Annotated in this window: 15 protein-coding genes; 10 read left to right on the top strand and 5 right to left on the bottom strand. The window is 59.4% G+C overall.

Features of this window, described 5'->3' with window-relative positions; all coding sequences use genetic code 11:
* Nucleotides 1-97: 97 nt before the first annotated feature.
* Both ACVHNU_RS18530 and ACVHNU_RS18525 read left to right on the top strand, forming a co-directional pair.
* Nucleotides 98-730 (top strand): glutathione S-transferase family protein, encoded by a 633-nt coding sequence (locus tag ACVHNU_RS18530; RefSeq protein ID WP_226499526.1) that lies wholly within the window; start codon nt 98-100, stop codon nt 728-730.
* Entirely contained in the window at nt 727-1,674 is a 948-nt protein-coding gene (locus tag ACVHNU_RS18525; RefSeq protein ID WP_201136742.1) for a Nudix family hydrolase, read from the top strand. Before ACVHNU_RS18530 ends, ACVHNU_RS18525 begins: the two co-directional genes overlap by 4 nt.
* Before the next feature lie 113 nt (nt 1,675-1,787).
* On the opposite strand, the gene ACVHNU_RS18520 is transcribed toward ACVHNU_RS18525, so the two are convergent.
* From ACVHNU_RS18520 to ACVHNU_RS18510, 3 genes are read right to left on the bottom strand one after another with little or no spacing between them, the layout of a single operon-like run.
* The gene (locus ACVHNU_RS18520; protein WP_473018023.1) at nt 1,788-2,372 is read right to left on the bottom strand and encodes a cob(I)yrinic acid a,c-diamide adenosyltransferase; all 585 of its coding nucleotides are present in this window, start codon (nt 2,370-2,372) and stop codon (nt 1,788-1,790) included.
* Nucleotides 2,373-2,375: 3 nt separating this feature from the next.
* The gene (locus ACVHNU_RS18515) at nt 2,376-4,412 is read right to left on the bottom strand and encodes a sensor histidine kinase (RefSeq protein WP_473018021.1); all 2,037 of its coding nucleotides are present in this window, start codon (nt 4,410-4,412) and stop codon (nt 2,376-2,378) included.
* Nucleotides 4,413-4,457: 45 nt separating this feature from the next.
* The gene (locus tag ACVHNU_RS18510) at nt 4,458-5,375 is read right to left on the bottom strand and encodes a putative 2-dehydropantoate 2-reductase (protein ID WP_473018020.1); all 918 of its coding nucleotides are present in this window, start codon (nt 5,373-5,375) and stop codon (nt 4,458-4,460) included.
* A 140-nt stretch (nt 5,376-5,515) separates the two neighbouring features.
* On the opposite strand from ACVHNU_RS18510, the gene ACVHNU_RS18505 reads away from it, so the two are divergent.
* Nucleotides 5,516-6,001 carry a YajQ family cyclic di-GMP-binding protein gene (locus tag ACVHNU_RS18505; RefSeq protein ID WP_003227548.1) on the top strand — a complete coding sequence of 162 codons (486 nt, stop codon included), beginning with the start codon at nt 5,516-5,518 and terminating at the stop codon, nt 5,999-6,001.
* 151 nt (nt 6,002-6,152) lie between these two features.
* Nucleotides 6,153-6,992: a mechanosensitive ion channel family protein gene (locus ACVHNU_RS18500; RefSeq protein ID WP_003227546.1), complete on the top strand. Its 840-nt coding sequence runs from the start codon at nt 6,153-6,155 to the stop codon at nt 6,990-6,992.
* Between the two features lie 121 nt (nt 6,993-7,113).
* Here the strand turns inward: ACVHNU_RS18500 and ACVHNU_RS18495 are convergent, their stop codons facing one another.
* Nucleotides 7,114-8,478, bottom strand: a complete 1,365-nt coding sequence (locus tag ACVHNU_RS18495) for an OprD family porin (protein WP_003227544.1) — start codon at nt 8,476-8,478, stop codon at nt 7,114-7,116.
* A gap of 893 nt (nt 8,479-9,371) precedes the next feature.
* Here ACVHNU_RS18495 and ACVHNU_RS18490 point away from each other — a divergent pair.
* The gene (locus ACVHNU_RS18490; RefSeq protein WP_262142188.1) at nt 9,372-9,797 is read left to right on the top strand and encodes an HIT domain-containing protein; all 426 of its coding nucleotides are present in this window, start codon (nt 9,372-9,374) and stop codon (nt 9,795-9,797) included.
* A gap of 3 nt (nt 9,798-9,800) precedes the next feature.
* A complete protein-coding gene (locus tag ACVHNU_RS18485; RefSeq protein WP_003227541.1) occupies nt 9,801-10,007 on the top strand; it encodes a SlyX family protein in 207 nt (68 codons plus the stop codon).
* A 72-nt stretch (nt 10,008-10,079) separates the two neighbouring features.
* On the opposite strand, the gene ACVHNU_RS18480 is transcribed toward ACVHNU_RS18485, so the two are convergent.
* Nucleotides 10,080-10,682, bottom strand: a complete 603-nt coding sequence (locus tag ACVHNU_RS18480) for a cold-shock protein (RefSeq protein WP_003227539.1) — start codon at nt 10,680-10,682, stop codon at nt 10,080-10,082.
* Nucleotides 10,683-10,992: 310 nt separating this feature from the next.
* On the opposite strand from ACVHNU_RS18480, the gene ACVHNU_RS18475 reads away from it, so the two are divergent.
* From ACVHNU_RS18475 to aspS, 4 genes are all read left to right on the top strand, one after another.
* Nucleotides 10,993-11,463: a Dps family protein gene (locus ACVHNU_RS18475; RefSeq protein ID WP_003227537.1), complete on the top strand. Its 471-nt coding sequence runs from the start codon at nt 10,993-10,995 to the stop codon at nt 11,461-11,463.
* Nucleotides 11,464-11,651: 188 nt separating this feature from the next.
* A complete protein-coding gene (locus tag ACVHNU_RS18470) occupies nt 11,652-11,987 on the top strand; it encodes a ribbon-helix-helix domain-containing protein (protein ID WP_103485161.1) in 336 nt (111 codons plus the stop codon).
* 133 nt (nt 11,988-12,120) lie between these two features.
* The gene (locus tag ACVHNU_RS18465) at nt 12,121-12,342 is read left to right on the top strand and encodes an FmdB family zinc ribbon protein (RefSeq protein WP_003227532.1); all 222 of its coding nucleotides are present in this window, start codon (nt 12,121-12,123) and stop codon (nt 12,340-12,342) included.
* Nucleotides 12,343-12,442: 100 nt separating this feature from the next.
* A complete protein-coding gene (gene aspS, locus ACVHNU_RS18460; RefSeq protein ID WP_473018018.1) occupies nt 12,443-14,218 on the top strand; it encodes an aspartate--tRNA ligase in 1,776 nt (591 codons plus the stop codon).
* Nucleotides 14,219-14,341 lie beyond the last annotated feature (123 nt).

Raw genomic sequence — 14,341 nt, 5'->3', positions numbered from 1 at the left:
ACGACCGAAACTACTGTGGGAGCGGGCTTGCCCGCGAACGCGTCGGTCCAGTCATTACAAGTCTTGAAGCTTTCCACTGACGAAAAGGCGCCACACCATGTCCCTGCACCTGATCATCGGCGACAAACTGCTGTCCTCCTGGTCCCTGCGCGCCGCCCTGGCGCTGGAACTGACCGGCGCTCCTTACACCGAAGAACTGATCAAACTCGGCAAGCCCGACACCCGCGAGCGGCTGCTCAAGCATTCGCCGACCGCCAAGGTGCCGCTGCTGCAAACTTCTCGCGGCACCATCGCCGACTCTCTGGCGATCGCCGAATACCTGGCCGAGCAGTTTCCGTCCGAGCAGCTCTGGCCGAGCGATGTTTATGCCCGTGCCCAGGCGCGGTCCGCCTGCGCGCAGATGCACAGCGGCTTTTTCGCCATGCGCAATCATATGCCGTTCAACCTGAACCACGACGCCCCGCTTGATCCGGTGCCGCCGGAAGTGAAGGTCGATATCGAACGCATGCTCGCGCTGTGGGCCGAATGCCGCGCTGCGGCCACTGAGCCTGGGCCGTATCTGTTTGGCCGAGTGAGTCTGGCTGACGCGTTCTTCGCACCGATTGCCGTGCGTCTGCGTACCTACCAGGTGCAGTTGCCGGCGGTTGATCAAGCCTATGTTGAAACCGTCTACCAATGGCCCGCCTTCAAGGCGTGGCAGAAGGCTGGACTGGAGGAGTTGAATCCGTGAAACGCGTACACGTCGCGGCTGCCGTCATTCGTGACGACAGCGGCAAAATCCTCATCGCCCGCCGTGCCGACACCCAGCATCAGGGCGGCCTGTGGGAATTTCCCGGCGGCAAGGTCGAGGCTGACGAATCCGTCGAAAGCGCCCTGGCTCGCGAGCTGCAGGAAGAGCTGGGCATTGTTGTCGGCGCGGCTCGTCCACTGATCAAGGTTCGCCACGATTACCCGGACAAACAGGTGTTGCTGGATGTCTGGGAAGTCTCCCGGTTTACCGGTGAGCCGCACGGTGCCGAGGGCCAGCCACTGGCCTGGGTAACCGCCAAGGATCTGCTGAACTATGAGTTTCCGGCGGCCAATCAGCCGATCGTTGCCGCAGCGCGCCTGCCCGCTGAATACCTGATCACCCCGGAAGATCTGGAAGCTCCGGCCTTGCTGCGCGGGATCCAGAAGGCGATTGCCGGCGGGATCAAGCTGATCCAGTTGCGCGCGCCGAACGGCTATGACCCCAAATACCGCGATCTGGCGGTGGATGCCGTCGGCCTCTGCGCCGGCAAGGCGCAGTTGATGATCAAGGGGCCGTTCGAATGGCTCGGCGATTTCCCGTCCGCCGGTTGGCACATCACCGCCGCGCAATTGCGCAAATACGCCGCAGCGGGCCGGCCGTTACCGGCGGAGCGCTGGTTGGCGGCGTCCTGCCATAACGCGGAAGAGCTGGCGCTGGCCGAGCAGATGGGCGTGGATTTCGTCACGCTGTCGCCGGTTCAGCCGACCTTGACCCACCCGGATGCGCAGCCGTTGGGCTGGGAGCAGGCTTCGACGTTGATCGAGGGCTTTGGCAAGCCGGTGTTCTTGCTTGGTGGCGTTGGCCCTGCGGAGCGTGAGAAGGCTTGGAGTGTTGGGGCTCAGGGTGTGGCGGGGATTCGGGCGTTCTGGCCTGATTCTGTTTAACGGCTACCGGCCTCATCGCGAGCAGGCCCGCTCCCACAGTTGACCGCGTTCCAAATGGACGAACCCAATCAACTGTGGGAGCGAGCCTGCTCGCGAAGGCGTCCTGACAGGCGCTAGATTTCTGAAGGTTTGGCCGCCGGTTGCCAAAGAATCTCCGCCACCCCCTGCCGCCGCGCAATCAACCGCGCTGCCACAAACAACAGATCCGACAACCGATTGATATACGCCAGACCAACCCCGGCCAACGGCTCGATCGCGTTCAAATGCTGACAACGGCGCTCGGCACTGCGCGCCAGACTGCGGCACACATGGGCCTGGGCAATCAGCAGCGAACCGCCGGGCAGAATGAAATTCTCCAGCGGCCCCAATTCCTCGTTCCACACATCAATTGCCGCTTCCAGGCGCTCGATTTCCGCCGCGTTCAACGCCTGATACTGCGGCATTGCCAGCTCACCCCCCAAGTCGAACAAGCGGTGCTGGCAAGGCGCGAGCACGTCGATCAGCTCATTCAATCCCGGAAACGCCTCGCGCTCGGCGATCAGCCCGGCCAGCAGCACGCCGACCTGACTGTTGAGCGTATCGACCTCGCCAATCGCTTCGATGCGCGGGTGATCCTTGGGCACGCGGCGGCCATCGCCGAGGCCGGTTTCGCCGGTATCGCCAGTGCGGGTGTAGATCTTCGACAAGCGAAAGCCCATGGGTTACCTCTGTAGTTGATTGGTTTCGGCGGCAATGGCTGCCGGTTGTGCCAGCGGCAGGCGCAGGGTGAAACAGGTGCCCTGACCGGGCGCCGATTGCACTTCCATCTGGCCTTTGTGGTTGTTGGTGATGATGAAGTACGACACCGACAGCCCAAGGCCTGTGCCCTGGCCGATTTCCTTGGTGGTGAAGAACGGCTCGAAGGTGCGCTTGCGCACGCTCTCGCTCATGCCGATGCCGTTGTCCTCGACCTGAATCTCGGCCCATGGCGGGTTCAGTTTGGTGCGCAAAATGATCCGCCCCGGCTCACTGTCGTCTTCGCGCTGGTGAATGGCTTGCGCGGCGTTTTTCAGCAGATTGAGCAACACTTGTTCCAGTTCGTTGGCGGTGCCCGGCACCGGGCCGAGCGCCGGGTCGAACTGGCGGATGATCGCTTGGCCCTTGAAGTCGAAACCGATCGCCAGATCGAAGTCGTTGCCGGCAATTTCCACCGCTTGATCGATCAGCGCCGGTAGATCGCACGGGGCCATTTGCCGGGTGCTGCGGCGGCTGAAGCTGAGCATGTGCGTGACAATTTTTGCCGCGCGGGCGCCGGCCTGCTGGATGCCGTCTAGCAATTTCGGTACTTCGCGGCTTTGCAGGTAACGGTTGACCGTGTCCAGTTCGATGCCGAGCTGTTCGGCGGTTTCGAGGTTCTTCGGCAGATCCGCCGACAGCCGCCGGCGAATGTTCTGCACGTTGTGCAGGATCGCGCCGAGCGGGTTGTTGATCTCATGGGCCATGCCGGCGGCGAGGCCACCGACCGAGAGCATTTTTTCCGACTGCACCATCATTTCTTCCAGCGACAGGCGCTGGGTGATGTCGTCGATACGGATCACCACACCGCGCCCGGCACCGCCCATCAGCGGGTAAAAGGTCAGGGCGTAGTGCTTGGGTTCGTCATCCTTGAACCAGGTCACCCGCTCGATCTTCGCCACGGTGTGTTCTTCGACCGTTTGCTTCAGTTGTGGCAGAAACGGCTTGAGCGGTTCGAAGGCGAGGAAGATCGGTTGGTTCAGCGCCTCATCCAGGCGCGTCCCGGAGAGGGCGCTGGCCTCCTGGTTCCACTGGGTCACGTAGAGCTGTTCGTCGAGAGCGATCAGCGCCGAGGGCATGGAGTCGATGATGCTGTTGAGGTAGTTCTGGAAACCGGTGAGCTTCTTCTCGATCTTGCTGCGCACCTGGACTTCCAGTTCCAGCTTGCGGTTGGTGTGGCGGGTTTCCTCGGCCAGCCCCTGAGCCTGATCGTAAGCTGCCTGCGAGTCGTCGCGGGCGCGCTTGAGCTGCTGCTCGCGGGCTTCGATGCGCGAGAGCATGGTGTTGAACGCTTCGGCGAGGCTGCCGATCTCGTCGTGGTTACCGCGCGAGGCGCGCAGGGCGTAGTTCTCTTCGCGAGTGACTTGCCGCGACAATTCTTCCAGCTCATGGATCGGGCGAGTGATCAGGCGTTTGATCTGCCGCGCAATCACCAGCCACAGCAGCACGCTGAAAATCAGGATGCCGAGACTGGCGGTCAGGGTACCGGTGTAGAACGCCATCGGCAGTTCACTGCTGGCGACCAGCAGCAGATGCCCAGGCGCGGTGCCGGGGCGCGGCAGGGTGATCAATTGGTTGCTGCGAAACTCGGTGAGTTGCCAGGCTTCGATGTGTCGAAAGCGCTCCGGCAGATTGAGTTTTTCGCCACGCTGCACCTGGGCGATCCGGTCACCCTTGCCGTCGTACAAAGCCGCTGCGCGCAGCGGCGAATAACTGTCGAGTTCCTTGAGCAGGCGTTCGGCGCTTTGCGGCGACTCGAGGGCTTGCGACACCAGGCTCGGGTTGGACACCAGTCGGCCTATGGTCTGCAGGGCCTGTGGCGCCATGCTTTCCTGGGAGATGTAATAGGCGGCGCTGATAAAGGTCAGGTTGGCGACCAGCAGGACGGTGGTCAGTAACACCAGCAGGGCGGCCAGCAGTTTCTGGCCGACCGGCAGGTTTTCAAGGCGCTGGCGCAATGGCATCAGGTTTATCACGGCAAAGGAACAAGTGGGCAGCGTAGCCGCTGCTCAGTCGCTGGGCAATCCAAGGCTGTGCAGATGGCTGACCAGACGCTGCTGCAATTGATTGAGGTGCGGCAGGTTCAACTGGTGACGGGTGGCGACTTTGCAGGCGTGGCCCAGCAGGTAATTGATTTCGGTGCGGCGCTGGTTGGCCACGTCCTGATACATCGACGAGTAATTGGCTGCGGTGGCGTGAATCACCCGCTCGACTTCCTGTTGCAGATTGACCGCCGCGGCTGGTTGACCGCAGTGCTCGAGCAACTCGGCCAGCTCGTTGCACAGCGTGGCGACTTCGCATTGATGCTGCTCCAGCCCGCCGTTACGGCAATCGTGGAGCACGGTCAGCGGATTGATCGCGCAATTGAGCGCCAGTTTGCGCCACAGCCGGGTGAGGATGTCGGTGCTCCACTCGTGGGGGATTTTCGCCGCCTCAAGATCGTCCAGCCAGATTGGCGCTACCGGATGGCTGGCATCGCCCAGCCAGGTGAAACCGTGGCCGGCAAACACCACGCGCCAGTCGCCGTCGCGGAACGCGCCTTCGGTGCTGGAGGCGCTGAGGCAGCGTGCCTGCGGTACCTGCGCTGCAACGGCGTCCTGACTGCCGAGGCCGTTCTGCAACAGGATCAGCTCGGCATCTGCGCTCAGGCGCGGGGCGAGGCGGGCGACCGCGCTTTCGGCGTCATAGGCCTTGCAGGCGACCAGCAGGCGGCGGATCGGCTCCGGGTCGTCCGCCGTTTGCGCGGGGACGGCATAGGTCGTGGCTGCGCCGTGTTCGACCAGCGTCAGACCGCCGGCCGCCTGATAGCTGCGCAGGCGCTCGGCATCCCGCACGATCAGCCGCACCGGCAGCCCGGCCCGGGCCAGACGCGTGGCCCACAGGGTGCCGAGACTGCCGGCGCCGAGAACGTGCCAAGGGGTGGACATCAGTTTTTCACTCGGTAAGGTACTGGCATGCAAGGCTCGCCGTATCGGTGGGAAAAGACCCGTTATAATGAGCCGGATTTTAACCGCAAGCCAAGCGCGCTCCATCCTGATCGAGCGCGCCTTTTTATTGGAGAGACTACATGCCGTCGTTCGACGTGGTATCCGAACTGGACAAACACGAGCTGACCAACGCGGTCGAGAACGCCGTGAAGGAACTCGATCGTCGCTATGACCTGAAAGGCAAAGGCAGCTTCGAGTTCAAGGAAAAGGACCTGACCGTCAACCTGACCGCTGAAGCCGGGTTCCAGCTGGAAGCGATGATCGAGATCCTGAAGCTGGCCCTGACCAAGCGCAAGATCGATGTGCAGTGCCTTGAAGTAAAAGACGCTTACGCCTCGGGCAAGCTGATGAAGCAGGACGCGATCCTCAAGGAAGGCATCGACAAGGAGCTGGCGAAGAAGATCGTCGCTCACATCAAGGACGCCAAGCTCAAGGTACAGGCCGCCATTCAGGGCGAGCAGGTGCGTGTGACCGGCAAGAAGCGCGATGACCTGCAGGAAGCCATTGCGGCCCTGCGCGCCAAGGAATTCGGCATGCCATTGCAGTTCAACAACTTCCGCGACTAAGTCCGGTCAGATGGCTGTGGGAGCGGGCTTGCTCGCGAAAGCGGTGTGTCAGGCAACTCATTGTTGAATGACACAGCGCTTTCGCGAGCAAGCCCGCTCCCACTTTTAATTTGTGTACAGCCCCGGGTAGCCGGACATCAGGAGATGGAAGATGGATTTGAATGCAGAGGTAGACAACCTGGTCAAGGCGTCCCAGGCGTGGATTCCGATGATCATGGAATACGGCAGTCGCGTGCTGCTGGCAGTGATTACCCTGGCCATCGGCTGGTGGCTGATCAACAAAGTCACGCAAAAGCTCGGCGGTCTGCTGGCCCTGCGCAATGCCGATCTGGCACTGCAAGGCTTCATCAGCAGCCTGGCGAACATCATTCTCAAGGTGCTGCTGATCGTCAGCGTGGCCTCGATGATCGGTGTCGAAACCACCTCGTTCGTCGCCGCGATTGGTGCTGCGGGTCTGGCGATCGGCCTGGCATTGCAGGGCAGTCTGGCGAACTTCGCCGGCGGCGTGTTGATTCTGCTGTTCCGTCCGTTCCGTATCGGTGACTGGATCGAAGCGCAAGGCGTGGCGGGTACGGTCGACAGCATCCAGATTTTCCACACCGTGCTGCGTACCGGTGACAACAAGACCATCATCGTCCCGAACGGCAATCTGTCGAACGGCATCATCACCAACACCAACCGTCAGCCAACCCGCAAAGTGGTGTTCGACGTGGGCGTGGATTACGAAGCGGATCTGCAAAAGGCGCGTCAGGTGCTGCTGGATCTGGCCAAGGACGATCGCATTCTGCAGGACCCTGCGCCGCAGGCGGTCATTTCGACTCTGGGTGACAGTTCCATCACTGTTTCTCTGCGTGTGTGGGTTAAAACTGCAGACTACTGGGATGTGATGTTCATGTTTAATGAACAGTCGCGTGATCGTTTGAAGACGGCAGGGATTGATATTCCGTTTCCACAGCGGGTGATTCGTGTGGTTCAGGAATCCGCAGTGTAATGATAGGTTGCTAATTAAATGCCTGACTTGTTGGTCAGGCATTTATTACAAGTGACAGGCAATAAAAAAGGCCCATCCGAAGATGGGCCTTTTTTTATGCTTCCAAACTAACCACTGACGATTACAAGATGTTTAGTGGGTATTCGGTGATCAGGCGGAACTCTTTAACGTCGCCTTCGCCCTGGTCTGCGTTGGCAGTGTGCCAGGCTTGACGGATGCGGAACGACAGATCTTTCGCCGGGCCAGACTGAACAACGTACTTGGCTTCGAAGTTGGTTTCGTGGTGTTTGCCATCTTCACCGTACAGCGGTGCGCCAGTGCTGGTGCGGTATTGGCTGTTTGCAGCCAGACCGGTACCGTCGATATCCCAACCTTTGACGTAACGAACCATGAAGCTCAGGCCTGGAACGCCGTACTCGGCCATTTTCAGGTCGTAACGGGCTTGCAGGGATTTCTCGCCTGGACCGTTGAAGTCAGAGTACTGGATGGAGTTGGCGAGGAAGATCGAGTCGCCGCCACGGTTGTTCTTGCCCACGCCAACGTAGTCGAACGGGGTATCGCCGTTAACCTTCTGGAAGGCCAGGGTGAAGGTGTGTGCCTTCAGGAACGACAGCGCGGTTGCCAGGGAGAAGGCAGTGTTGCTGATGTCACCTGCCAGCTTGTCACCGGTATCGGTGGTGCGGTAGATGTTGAAGTCAGTGTTCAGCGAAGTGTCGCCACCGAATGGGGTGGTGAGGTTCACGTTCGCGTAGTACTGGTTCCAGACGTCTTGCAGCTTGGCACCGTAGAGCGACGCGCTCAGGTTTTCGGTGATACCGTATTTGCCACCGAAATAGTCGATCGACTTGGCTTCTACGCCAGCGTAGTTCGCGTACAGGCCGCCGTCACGGGCGTTCTTGTCCTGGCTGGTCGCCGAGTAGAAGTGACCGGCTTCGAGGTCAAGGTCTTTGACTTCGCTGCTCTGCAGCTGGAAGCCGCTGGCAGTTTGCGGAATGAGGCGGGAACCACCGACAGCGAACACTGGAGCAGTGCTTGGCTGCTGGTCGCCGATTTTCAACTCGGTTTTGGAGATGCGGAACTTGATGGCAGCACCGGCTTTGCCTTGGCTGTCATCCACATCGTGAGAGTAACCGTTAGCCTTGACTACGTCACTACGGCTCATGTTGCCGGAACCGGAAGTACCGTCACCGCCATCCAGTTTGACCGCCAGGTAACCGAATGCATCGATACCAACGCCGACAGTACCTTGGGTGTAACCGGAGTTAAAATTGCCCAGGAAGCCTTGAGTCCAGTCTTTCTGGTCGTGGCCGCCGTTCTTGTTGTCGCGGTTGAAGTAGTAGTTCTTCAACGTTTCGGTGAGTTTTGCATCTTCAACGAAACCTTTGGCTTCTGCCTGGTCACTAACAAACGGGGCGGCCGTAGCCAATTGAGTGCTGGCTGCTGCTGCAACAGCCAGTGCGATTGTGCTCCACTTCATCACGCGCATCGTGATTTGCTCCTTTGGTTTTAGAAGAGTACTGCCGTCCCACCTGTTTTATTATCTGGGCGGCTCTTTCTTTTTGTGTCGGCGCAAACTTATATCACGCCGACAATGTTGGCGATACTTGCTCATACAACCTTTCATGATCTTTACGACGACGTCGCAAACAGCTGGGTTGATGTCGCAAATTCACGTTACCCATGCAGCCGGGCTGACAACTTTATCGCTGTTTCTGGGCCTTTCTGCATCGGTAAAAAAGAGTCCCTGGCAAAACACTTGAATCTCCATTGGGGCAACCCTGCCACCGTATTGGTTGGTCTCCAGCTGCCACTTCCGGTGGCGCGCTTATAGACCATGTGTGTACTGATGCAACAAGCGTGCACAAAGTGCAGGGTTGCCACGTTTATTTTTCTGAACACCTGCCTGTAGCCGTAAAAACCGCATAAAAACGGGGGTTCAAGCCCTTTTGTATCAGGGGCTTGACGCATACCTTTGCATCGTGTTGTCACGTTCGCATGGCGGCGTGACAACCAAAAACGTTACCGGTTCACCCCGTCAGTGAGTATTTGGCGGATGCCCGACGCACTCAGCGTAGACGCACTGTGCGGTTTTGGTGCAAAAAATTTACAGGCTGTACCGGATTCATACAGCTTGCGGTGAGTCTGTCACCGGATGGCCAAGGCTGTTTCAGCTAGTTGCTCGCGTTCGAGGCCGGTTCAGGCTCCGGGATGGTGCACAATCTTTGTAGGTGTCTCTTGTCAGGGCTGTGGTGGCCTGGTCGAGTGCACTCATCGTGAAGCCCGGCGCATTCGCAGGTATGCTGCCTGCCTGTCGCTTGGTGCGTTGCCTGTCTGGGTGGCCGCTAAGCTGAATATGTAGATCAGCCGGGAGTGCACGCAGTGTTTGCTTTAGATTCACGACTTCAACAGGACACCCTGACCATCGGCGACTTCCCGCTCTGCCGACTGCTGCTGTCCAACGACGCCAATTACCCGTGGTTCATCCTGGTGCCTCGTCGCGACGATATCAGTGAGTTGTTTCAGTTGGATGTCGCCGACCAGCAGCAGTTGTGGCAGGAAACCACGGCGCTGGCCGAGTTGCTCAAGGACCTGTTCGATGCCGACAAGCTGAACGTCGCTACCCTGGGCAACGTTGTCAGCCAGCTGCATATGCATGTGATCGTGCGTAAGCGTGACGATGCGGCATGGCCAGCGCCGGTCTGGGGCAAACACCCGGCCAAACCCTATGGCGCCGAGGAGGTTGCGGCCATCCGTGAACGGCTGCGCCTGGTGCTGACTGAGCACTTCACGTTTCTGGAGGATTGAGCGATGAGCCTTGAAGAGCGCGTTACCGATCTGGAAAGCCGCCTGGCCTTTCAGGATGACACCATTCAGGCGTTGAACGACGAACTGGTGGCGCAGCAGCGCGTGATCGAGCGCCTGCAACTGCAAATGGCTGCGGTACTCAAGCGTCAGGAAGAAATGGTTGGGCAGTTCGATGCTTTCGAGGAAGAGGCACCACCGCCACACTACTGATGTCGGCGCTTTTGTAACGGCGTAAAAAAACCGCGATCAGCCAGGCTGCTCGCGGTTTTTTCTTGCCTTGGATCAGCGACGCGGCAGGGCGGCGATCACATCCTCGGCTTGCAGGCCTTTATCCCGGTTCATCACCGAGAACTCAACGCGCTGGCCTTCGACCAGTACGCGGTGGCCTTCGCCACGGATTGCACGAAAGTGCACGAAAATATCATCGCCGGAATCCCGGGAGATAAAGCCGAAACCCTTGGACGTGTTGAACCACTTGACGGTACCGGTATCGCGGTTGCTCATGTCATAGCTGACAGGTGCGGCAGCCGGTGAAGATTTGTAGAAGCTCACGGCCAGGTGCACAACCACGGCAACCAGGGCGATCACCAGGCTGAACAGCACGGCCGGTTGACCGGCGATGACAGGCATCGGTGCGATCAGGGTCAGGGTTTGCAGGACGACAGTCAGCACGAGAAGAGCGCTGACCAGATTTTGCAGATGCTGGCGCGGGCCTTTGTTCCAGTAAGGGATCACTGGAGCGATGACCAGGTTCAGCAGGCCGAAAAAGGCCAGGTAAAGTGCATCGGGTTGTTGCAGGTAAGGAACGGCTTCGGATTTCAGGCTAGGTATGAACGACAGCAGCAAGGCCGCTGCGCCCATTAGCAGGTGGACGATTTTCAACATTTTGATTGGCTCACGTTATGACGGCTCACAAGGAAGAGCTGAAGGCGCACGGTTCGCTTCGGAACAATAAAGAGGCGTTGGACACGTGCCCGGCATCAGCCTATGCACGACACCCCTGAAAAATGGGGCGTAGCGACACACTGCCTATTTAACAGCAAAGCCTGCAGCTACTCAAATTACCCCGGCCAGCGGCACCGGCCCGGTCGATTTGTCGCACGGCGAGCGAAGATTGCCGGCTGCGAGGTGGCGCCTGCCTTGCTAGAGTGGGTCTGCACCTGTTGGATGAATTCAATCGCCTTAGGGGGTAAACATGGCAATCGATATCGGTATCAGTGAAGAAGACCGCAAGTCCATCGTCGAGGGGCTGTCGCGGCTGCTGTCGGACACCTACGTGCTGTATCTGAAAACCCATAACTTCCACTGGAACGTCACCGGTCCCATGTTCAGGACCCTGCATCTGATGTTCGAAGAGCAATACAACGAGCTGGCGCTGGCCGTGGACCTGATCGCCGAGCGCATTCGGGCCCTGGGTTTTCCGGCACCGGGCGCCTACGCGACTTACGCGCGTCTTTCCTCTATCAAGGAAGAAGTCGGCGTGCCAAGCGCCGAGGACATGATCAAGCAATTGGTCGAGGGTCAGGAAGCGGTGACGCGCACCGCTCGCGGCATCTTCCCGCTTCTGGACAAAGTCAGTGACGAGCCGACGGCCGACCTGCTGACCCAGCGTATGCAGGTGCATGAGAAGACCGCGTGGATGCTGCGTGCGTTGCTCGAGACCTGATAGTCCGGTGCGCGGATGTCCCGGGGTGGTAGATGTCCGCGCGCTGTTTCAAATCTTACCGAACATGTCGGCTTATCCTACGCAGCTGGGCAACTAGTCGTCTGGCGCTGACTTTGCGTCTGCGTTTTTATGAAGACACAGGATGTTGTCTTTATAAAAAGCAGCGATGGCAAAGGAGTGTCAGCGATATGGTAGGTGGAGACAGGCGAAGCGAACATGTCGGTTCGCAGCAGGAAATGAAGGTCGACCCGTTTGTCAGCGATTTCGACTTCGAGCTGATCCGGCCGCTGGCAAGGTCAGTGCGCTTGAACGGGTTTGCCACGTGCTTGAGGCTCGAGCAGGTTTACTGGAACATTCTCGGTGAGATGGCCGGGCACAATGGCTGTTCGGTCAGTACGTTGCTGTCCCACGTTGACCGTCAGGTGCACCTGCGCCACGGCGGGGTGAAAAACTTCAGCGGTCTGGTGCGGGTGGTGTGTGTGATGAATGGTCTGCGGGATACCCCGACGGCCGTCATGCCCTGAACGGCCAATACTTGAAATGACGTGGCGGGCTCTGCAGTCTTACGGCTGCACAGCCCGCATTTAATGGATATAATCCCGCTCTTTCGCCGCAAAGCCCTGCGCGCGGTGGCAATCTGATCGCCGAGACACCTCCATGCCGATGTACGATTATCAATGTGCTTCCTGTGGTCATCAGTTGGAAGCCATTCAAAAGATCAGCGAGGCACCGCTGGTCGACTGCCCTGCCTGTCAGGCGCCAGAGCTCAAGAAACAGCTGTCCATGCCGGGTTTTCGCCTCAGCGGCAGCGGTTGGTACGAAACCGATTTCAAGACCGGAGCCAAGAAGAATCTGGCCGGTGGCGACAAATCTGACTAGGGTTCAGGCCCAGGTCGAACGACACGCGTGAGATTTCGCAGTGCTTGAGTGCGACGGGATCTCCACCGAATTTCGAATTACGAGAAGCGAAACCACTACCATGATGCGCAGCCATTATTGCGGCCAACTGAACGAAAGCCTGGAAGGCCAGGAAATTACCCTTTGCGGATGGGTTCACCGTCGTCGCGACCACGGCGGGGTGATTTTCCTCGATATCCGTGATCGTGATGGTCTGGCTCAGGTGGTGTTCGATCCGGATCGCGCCGAGAGCTTCGCCGCCGCCGATCGCGTGCGCAGCGAATACGTTGTGAAGATCACCGGCAAGGTGCGTCTGCGTCCGGCCGGTGCGACCAACGCCAACATGGCGTCGGGCATGATCGAAGTGCTGGGCTACGAGCTGGAAGTGCTGAACGAGTCGGAAACCCCGCCGTTCCCGCTCAACGAATACTCCGACGTCGGCGAAGAAACCCGCCTGCGCTACCGCTTCCTGGATCTGCGTCGTCCGGAAATGGCCGAGAAGCTGCGTCTGCGTTCGCGCATGACCACCAGCATCCGTCGCTTCCTCGACGAGAACGGCTTCCTCGACGTCGAAACACCGATCCTGACCCGTGCTACCCCGGAAGGCGCCCGCGACTACCTGGTGCCGAGCCGTACTCACGCCGGTTCGTTCTTCGCGTTGCCGCAATCGCCTCAGCTGTTCAAGCAACTGCTGATGGTTGCCGGTTTCGACCGTTACTACCAGATCGCCAAGTGCTTCCGCGACGAAGACCTGCGTGCCGACCGTCAGCCTGAGTTCACTCAGATCGACATCGAGACCAGCTTCCTCGACGAAAAAGACATCATGGGCCTGACCGAAGGCATGATCCGCAACCTGTTCAAGGAAGTGCTGGATCTGGAATTCGGCGAATTCCCGCACATGACCTTCGAAGAAGCCATGCGTCGTTACGGTTCCGACAAGCCGGACCTGCGTAACCCGCTGGAACTGGTCGACGTCGCCGATCAACTCAAAGAAGTCGTATTCAAGGTCTTCAGCGGCCCGGCCAACGATCCGAAATGCCGTATCGCTGCACTGCGCGTTCCAGGCGGGGCGAGCATGCCGCGCAAGCAGATCGACGACTACACCAAGTTCGTCGGCATCTACGGTGCCAAGGGCCTGGCGTACATCAAGGTCAACGAGCGCGCTGCCGGTGTTGAAGGTCTGCAATCGCCGATCGTGAAAAACATCCCTGAAGCCAACCTGAACGTGATCCTCGATCGCGTCGGCGCGGTTGACGGCGACATCGTGTTCTTCGGCGCCGACAAGGCCAAGATCGTCAGCGAAGCCCTGGGCGCGCTGCGTATCAAGCTCGGCCACGACCTCGACCTGCTGACCTGCAAGTGGGCGCCAATGTGGGTCGTCGACTTCCCGATGTTCGAAGAAAACGACGACGGCAGCTTCTCTGCGCTGCACCACCCGTTCACCGCACCGAAGTGCTCCCCTGAAGAGCTGGAAGCCAACCCGGCCGGCGCTCTGTCCCGCGCCTACGACATGGTGCTCAACGGTACCGAGCTGGGTGGCGGTTCGATCCGTATCCACCGCAAGGAAATGCAACAAGCGGTGTTCCGCCTGTTGGGTATCAATGAGGCGGAACAGGAAGAGAAGTTCGGCTTCCTGCTCGACGCGCTGAAGTACGGTGCACCGCCGCACGGTGGTCTGGCCTTCGGTCTGGACCGTCTGGTGATGCTGATGACCGGCGCCCAGTCGATCCGTGAAGTGATCGCCTTCCCGAAAACCCAGAGTGCTGCGGACGTCATGACGCAAGCGCCGGGTGTGGTGGATGCCAAGGCACTGCGCGAGCTGCACATTCGTTTGCGCGAAACGCCAAAGGCTGAGTAAGACGGGCCTGAAGGCGCATCTTCGGATGCGCCTTTTTTCTATCTGTAGAGAGCAGGTCGAGATTTTTTGTTTGCTGGCCGCTGCATGAGCAGGGCGGGCAACGTTTCAAGAGAATTCGGAGCG

The sequence above is a fragment of the Pseudomonas sp. Ors-4-3C genome, assembly GCF_055755035.1.
This window is presented reverse-complemented; position numbering and strand designations above follow the sequence as displayed.